The sequence below is a fragment of the Vreelandella arcis genome (genome assembly GCF_900103865.1).
GTDB lineage: Bacteria > Pseudomonadota > Gammaproteobacteria > Pseudomonadales > Halomonadaceae > Vreelandella > Vreelandella arcis.
The window spans coordinates 1-6,436 of record NZ_FNII01000035.1 but is presented as its reverse complement, the minus strand read 5'-3'; the positions used below and the strand labels follow the sequence as shown (position 1 = coordinate 6,436).

The 6,436-nt window shown below is 58.7% G+C and carries 5 protein-coding genes and 4 pseudogenes; 4 read left to right on the top strand and 5 right to left on the bottom strand.

The genetic code is table 11. The annotated features are described in order from the left end of the window. Positions 1–358: pseudogene (locus tag BLR97_RS19470) on the bottom strand (transposase); the annotation flags it as partial. A gap of 75 nt (positions 359–433) precedes the next feature. On the opposite strand from BLR97_RS19470, the gene BLR97_RS19465 reads away from it, so the two are divergent. The 3 genes and pseudogenes from BLR97_RS19465 to tnpC form a co-directional block, all read left to right on the top strand. Next, complete coding sequence (locus BLR97_RS19465; RefSeq protein WP_035584291.1) at positions 434–646, top strand: hypothetical protein; 213 nt, start codon at positions 434–436, stop codon at positions 644–646. Then, a complete protein-coding gene (gene tnpB / locus BLR97_RS19460; RefSeq protein WP_089708586.1) occupies positions 643–999 on the top strand; it encodes an IS66 family insertion sequence element accessory protein TnpB in 357 nt (118 codons plus the stop codon). The genes BLR97_RS19465 and tnpB overlap by 4 nt, the downstream gene beginning before the upstream one ends. A gap of 45 nt (positions 1,000–1,044) precedes the next feature. Beyond that, positions 1,045–2,517: pseudogene (gene tnpC, locus BLR97_RS19455) on the top strand (IS66 family transposase); the annotation flags it as partial. A 140-nt stretch (positions 2,518–2,657) separates the two neighbouring features. Here tnpC and BLR97_RS19450 read toward each other — a convergent pair. From BLR97_RS19450 to BLR97_RS19440, 3 genes are read right to left on the bottom strand one after another with little or no spacing between them, the layout of a single operon-like run. Continuing rightward, positions 2,658–3,659 (bottom strand): tyrosine-type recombinase/integrase, encoded by a 1,002-nt coding sequence (locus BLR97_RS19450; RefSeq protein WP_089708584.1) that lies wholly within the window; start codon positions 3,657–3,659, stop codon positions 2,658–2,660. Next, positions 3,656–4,582: a tyrosine-type recombinase/integrase gene (locus BLR97_RS19445; protein WP_089708582.1), complete on the bottom strand. Its 927-nt coding sequence runs from the start codon at positions 4,580–4,582 to the stop codon at positions 3,656–3,658. Before BLR97_RS19445 ends, BLR97_RS19450 begins: the two co-directional genes overlap by 4 nt. After that, the gene (locus tag BLR97_RS19440; RefSeq protein WP_089708580.1) at positions 4,579–5,820 is read right to left on the bottom strand and encodes a site-specific integrase; all 1,242 of its coding nucleotides are present in this window, start codon (positions 5,818–5,820) and stop codon (positions 4,579–4,581) included. Before BLR97_RS19440 ends, BLR97_RS19445 begins: the two co-directional genes overlap by 4 nt. Positions 5,821–5,943: 123 nt before the next feature. Here BLR97_RS19440 and BLR97_RS20225 point away from each other — a divergent pair. Beyond that, positions 5,944–6,075 (top strand): annotated as a pseudogene (locus tag BLR97_RS20225) (transposase domain-containing protein); the annotation flags it as partial. Between the two features lie 37 nt (positions 6,076–6,112). On the opposite strand, the pseudogene BLR97_RS19430 reads toward BLR97_RS20225, so the two are convergent. Then, positions 6,113–6,436: pseudogene (locus tag BLR97_RS19430) on the bottom strand (transposase); the annotation flags it as partial.

Sequence of the window (6,436 nt, the reverse complement as noted above, 5' to 3'; positions counted from 1 at the left end):
AGGTCGGCCACCATTTGTCGGCGGCATCGCCGAGATGCACCGTGATGCGACGGGCGTGCAGCGATAACGTCGCCGCGACCTTCAGCACCTGCTCGCGCATCCGTATCAGGCTCCACCCCTGGTGCGTCCGGCTCTCCAGCAGGCGCCGCAGCCCATGCAGGACCTGGTAAGCGTAGAGGCTCAGCAGCAGGCCTACTTCGTTGCGAGCCATCACGTCCTGAACCGTGGAGTCGCCGCGATCTGTCGACGAGAGGTGCACGTCCAGAGCCGACTTTACCTCACCCATGTGCGCCTCGGCGCTGCCACGCTTGCGATACAGCGCCAAGACCTTCTCCGGCGGCCAGTCGAACTGGCGTAAGCGAGCCATTAAACCCATCTAGGCAAGCTAATCAGGGCTGATCACACTGACGATCTCTTTGGTTTGGAGATCCTCATGCACTGTGAACTCAACCCGACCCAGGCCTTTTGGTTAGGGCATCTTTACGTTGCCTCAATGCGGAACATGCCGTTAAGTGATTACGCCGACTCACAGGCGTTAACCCTCACCGACCTGCTGACGTGGGAAAGGCGGTTAAGCGTGCAAGGGTTACCGGTGCCACCACGTTGCCGCCCCGCGCGATTTTTGTCGGTGGAGGTGGTGACATGATCCGCCCCGGTACCGATCTGACGGTGTACCTGTGCCGCGAGCCTGTGGATATGCGAAAACAAATCGATGGGTTGGCCCTGCTGGTTCAGGAGGCCATGGACTTGAATCCGTTCGAGCAGGCGCTCTTTGTGTTCGGTAATCGCCAACGCGATAAGGTGAAGCTGCTGTTTTGGGAGCGTAACGGTTTTGTGGTGTGGTACAAGCGGCTGGAACGCGAATGCTTTAAGTGGCCCACACACCTGGAAGGCGACACGGTGACGCTGACGGGCCAGGAACTTAACTGGCTGCTGGATGGTGTGAATCTGAAGGCGATGCAACCCCACAAAGCGTTGGATTTTCAGCAGGTTGGTTAGCTTTTTTGCTCCTGTTTTAGCGGCGCTTTTGGTACACTAGGCGGTATGAAAAACGCCGATTCCTCCTCAACAACGATCACCCAGCTTGAGCGCAAGTTGGCCGCTGCTGACGCTGAAAATGCGCGGCTATTGGCGTTGATGGAGAAAAAGGAAGCCCAGTGGGAAGCCACCAAGCAATCGCTGTTTGAACAGTTCCGGTTGGCCCTGGAACGTCAGTTCGGCCCTTCCACTGAGAAGTATCAGGTGGATCAGAAAGACTTGCTGATCAACGAAGCCGAAGTGGCGGTTGACGAGGAAGACGGCGCCACCGAGGCGACAGACAACGATGTCGTGGATGACACCGCGGCCGAGCCCGCCACGCCGACGACGCGCCGAACCCGGGGTGGCCGGGTGGCGTTGCCGCCCGAACTTCCACGGGTTGAGGTGGTGCATGAACTCTCTGAAGAAGCTCGCCACTGTCAGGATGATGGCACCGCGCTAACGGTCATTGGTGAAGCGGTTAGCGAGGAACTTCACGTGGTGCCCGCACGGGTCGAGGTCATCCGTCATGTCCGGCGCAAGTATGCGTGCCGAACCTGCGAAGAGGGCGTCAAGATCGCCGCGGCACCCGCTAAGCTACTCCCCAAAAGCAACGCCAGCGCCACGCTGTTGGCGTATGTGGCGACCGCCAAGTACCAGGATGCCTTGCCGCTATATCGACAAAGCCAACTCTTCGCCCGCCATGGGGCTGAGATCCCCCGTAATACCTTGGCCCGCTGGATGGTGCAGGCCGGTGAACGCATCACCCCATTGATCGAGACGTTACGTCATCACCTGCTCAGCGCACCGCTGATCCACATGGACGAGACGACGCTCCAGGTGAATCAAGAAGCGGATCGTAAAGCGAGTGCCACGTCTTACATGTGGGTGCAGCGCGGTGGGCCGCCGGGCCAACAAGTCGTTCTGTTCGACTACGCCGCCAGCCGCGCCGGACGGGTGCCTGTTGATCTGTTGGGCGGCTATGCGGGTCGCTTAATCACCGATGGCTATGAAGGCTACGCCGAGGTTGTGCGCCGCAATGGGATCACCCATGCGGGCTGCTGGGCGCATGCCCGGCGTAAGTTCGTCGAGGCCCAGAAAGTGCAGCCCAAAGGTAAAACCGGCAAAGCCGACTGGGCGCTGAACCAGATCCGCAAGCTGTACGGCGTGGAAAAACAGGCCAAGGCACTTGAGCCCGATGCGCGTCACGCGCTGCGTGACCAGAAGAGCCGCCCGTTAATCGATCAACTTCGCACCTGGCTCGACAAGTCACTGGCCCAGGTGCTACCCAAAAGTGCACTGGGGAAAGCCCTTCACTACCTGGATCATCAGTGGTTCCGCCTGACCCGGTTCCTGGACGATGGCTTGATCCCGCTGGACAACAATCCGGCGGAGAATGCCATCCGCCCGTTCGTGGTGGGGCGTAAAAACTGGTTGTTCAGCCACACCCCCAGCGGTGCACAGGCCAGCGCGGCGATCTACAGCCTGATCGAAACCGCCTTATGCCGCACGCGGCATAAGGCGGTTTATGCCGTCCGCCGAACTATGCCGAACGGCCCAGGAGACATTCGCCCATTGCATTTTTGCGGTGAGTTATGTGGGCTTAGTCTTGGAATTTTATTCGGCATAGTTTTTGTTTCTTACAACGATTCAAGGAAGGCGAGCAATCGGTCATCTGGCTTGAAGCGGATTAGCTTGTCAGGCTCGTAGGGTTCAAGCTTGGCGAGGGCCTCTTCCTTGAGTGCAAGATGCGCATGCAGGTACGTCTGCGTCGTTTCGATTGATTCATGACCGAGCCATAGCGCAATCACAGAACAATCGACACCGGCTTGCAGCAGCTCCATTGCGGCGCTGTGCCTCAGCACGTGCGGCGACACGCGCTTGGATGTCAGCGAAGGGCATTTTTCTCTGGCTACGCGCACGTGCTTGGCCAAGAGTGCTTGGACACTATCGGCACTCAGTCGGCTCCCGCGGATGCTGGGAAACAAAGCGTTCGTGCTGCGGGGTGCCGATTCCTTGAGCCATACTTCAAGGGTAGTCTGCGCGTAGGAGGTCAGCGGTACGCATCGCTCCTTCCGGCCTTTGCCGACGCATCGCACATGAGCGCCGCTACCGAGCTGGATAGCATCTCTGTCAAGGTTGATCAGTTCACAGAGACGCAAGCCAGTCTGAACCATGAGCAGCAGCAAGGTATGATCGCGGCGTCCGAGCCATGTCGTGCGATCGGGAGTGGCAAGGATCGCCTCAATCTCGGGCCGCGTTAGGAAATGCACCTGACGCTTTTCATGGCGCTTGCTCGGTATTGCGAGAACTTGCTGGATAAGAGCGCTGCAGGCCGGTTCCTCGAATGACACGAAGCGGAAAAAGGAGCGAATGGCCGTCAGGCGCAAGTTGCGTGTCCTGATGCTAGCGCCCCGTGCGATCTCGATATCAGTGAGAAATGCGCTGATGAAGGGAGCATCGATATCAGCAAGGTTCAATGCTGACGGCGGCTTGCGTAGCCTTACCTGGGCAAACCTGAACAACAGGCGGAACGTATCTCTGTACGATGCAATCGTGTTGCTGCTGACATTGCGCTGCTGCATGAGCCGCACGGTGAAGTAGCGCTCGATGAGCGTGGCGACATTGGGACTCTGGTTCATGGCTTGATCTCCCATCGCCGGTCGAGGCGCTTTGCGGCCTCTTCCATCAACGGCGGACAGGCCGAAAGGTACCAATAGGTATCGCGTACGCAAGTGTGGCCGAGGTAGGTGGAAAGCAGCGGGAGTCGTTGCTCAATTTCGAGCCCGTCGCGATACCAGCCGAGTAGAGTCCGGATGGCAAAGCGATGACGGAGGTCGTGGATCCGGGGACCCGTGTGTTCGCCCGCTCGTCGCAGCCCAGTTTCACGAGACAGGCGCCAGAAGACGCGATAGACATATTGGGGGAGCAAAGGGCCCCCACGCTCGGCCACAAAGAAGTGCAGCCCGCCATGCGACCCAAGGTGAGCATCCCGCCGTTCGACGTAGGTGCGCAGAGCCGCGCAGGTGGTCAAATGCAAGGGCACAAGGCGTGATTTATCGAACTTACTTTGCCGGACTGTCAGCACGCCCTCGTCCAGGTCGACGTCGCTTCGGTGAAGCCCAATCGCCTCGGACAGACGGATGCCTGTCACTGCAATCAACCCGAACAGATGATGGTAAGTCCATCGTCGCAGACCGGTTACAGGTGGCAGTGCCATAGCCGCCGTTAATAGCGCGTTAATTTCTGCATCGCTGTAGATATAGGGGTTGGCGCGCTTCAAAGACGGTAAGATCCCGGTGGGCGGCACCTCTGTATGTGGATTGAAGTTGGCGACATGGCGAGCGAAGCCGCGCACGTCAGTCAGCCGCAATGCCCATGAGGCGTGCCGATCAGGTGGCAAGGTGGCCCAGGCGACAGCCAACTTTGTGGTAATGGTCGCCGCTTCGTGGCGCTCCATGAAGGAAACGAAGTCAGCAAGGCGCCGAGCCTGATGCTGGTATTTGTACCCGAGCCCCTGGCGCATACTCAGATATTGTTCGAGTGCGGAACGTAGACTGATCATTGCATACCTCCCGGCCAAGGAAGGCTCAATGTCCGAAGCGCCTCGATATCCACCTTCGCATAGATGCGCGTCGTATCATGGCTCTTGTGTCGCAACAGTTGGCCGATCTGAGACAAGGTCGCACCAGAGCGAAGAAGCTCAGTGGCAAGGCTGTGGCGGAACAGATGTGCTCCTTGATGTGCGCAGTCACTGATCCCGGCACGCTTGAGAGCCGCCCTGGCGATCATCGTAATGGCGCAACCGGAGGCGAAGCCGACGTGAGGCGTCACTGTGCGGAGAAACAGCCGGCGACACGGTGAAGCCGGGCGATCATCGCGCAGGTAGGCAACGATGGCCGCGCCAACATCTGGGGGCATCGGCATCCGTGCCTGCTGCCGGCCCTTGGCGTGAACGAGCATCGTCCCGGATCGCCAGTCGATATCATCTAGGGTGAGAGTCGCGACCTCGCTGGCCCGCAACCCAAGCTTGGCCAGCATCATGAGAATGGTGTAGTCCCGCCGCCCTAACGCCGTCGTTTGATCGCAAGCATCAAAGACCTTCTGAATCTGCACAACAGATAGATAGGTCGGCAGGCTTGCAAGCTTCCATCTCCTGATGGAGGGTACACAGTCAGCAAGAGCGAGCGGGGACGATCCGCTGAGGTATAGATATCGGAGAAAAGCGCGTAGCGACCAGCACATCGCCTTCCCTGATGCCGCACTTCCGTCCCGAGCATGACGTTCGACGTAGCGGATAACGTCTTCCTGGCGGATTTTGCCGAGATCATCAGTACCGGCAGGGCACACCTCACGTAGAAACCGACGAATAATTGGTAAGTGGCGGATAATGGACTTCGGGGCCAGCCCGCGCTCCTGTCGCAGGTAATCAGCGAACTTCTCGAATATTTGCTCTTCTGGCGTGTTCTGCGGCAGCGGAGCAAGTGGAATCAAGTTCGCTTGGCGCAGAACCGACAGCAACCGCTTCAGCGCCGCCCGGTCGCCTGTCTGGATAGATTGCTTGCGTGCCCGATCCATCAGGTACCGCTCAAGCACGTGCTCATCGAGATCAGTCAACTCTAAGCGGTTTTTTGTGATCCAGTTCAGAAAACCGTCAACCAAGTTTAGGCATCGCCATGTGCCCTGGCGAGCTAGCCCATCTTTGACGAGGCGCGCTGCGTAGAGTTCGAAGAGTTGTCCTTGGGGGCCACACCTTAGGCGCTGGAACAGCCAGCTTCTATTTAAATACTCTTCTGCAATCATAGTCTTGTCCTCCAGTGTTATACGTGGAGGAACAAGCATAACTATGCCGAGTTCATCATGAGCCACTTACGATGACTCTGGGGAATAACATCTTTGTTCGGCATAGTTCGGCGGACGGCATAAACCGCCAAAGCGAATGGCCTCTCGCCCTACGAGTACTTGCAGCACGTCTTCGAGACACTGCCTACCCTCAACAACGATGACGAACTGAACACGCTGCTACCTTGGCAGTGGAAAGAGACGTTACCCGCCTGAACAATGACTGGCTAGATGTAGTTATTGGAGCGCTTACGAACTGGCCGAGGTTGGTGACCAGGAAGAAGGCATGCAGCAGCAGATCGTCAGGGCGCTCCTGCACCACCAGCACCACGCGTCGCGGCGCTGGCCAGGGGCCCGCTTGGTACGTCAGGTCGTGGCACCACTCCCGAGGTTGCTCGGGCGGGCGGCCTCGAGGCCGTTTCAGGTACGGCGCCGCCAGCGTCTGAAGACCCGAGTGACTGCGCAGCCGGCCCAGGTACTCGATGTCGCGCTCTTCCAAGGCCTCCAGTGTCGAGTTGTCAGTGAAGCCAGCATCGATGCGCACCCGCACTTGGGCGCCGGTGCTCTCGTTAAGTCG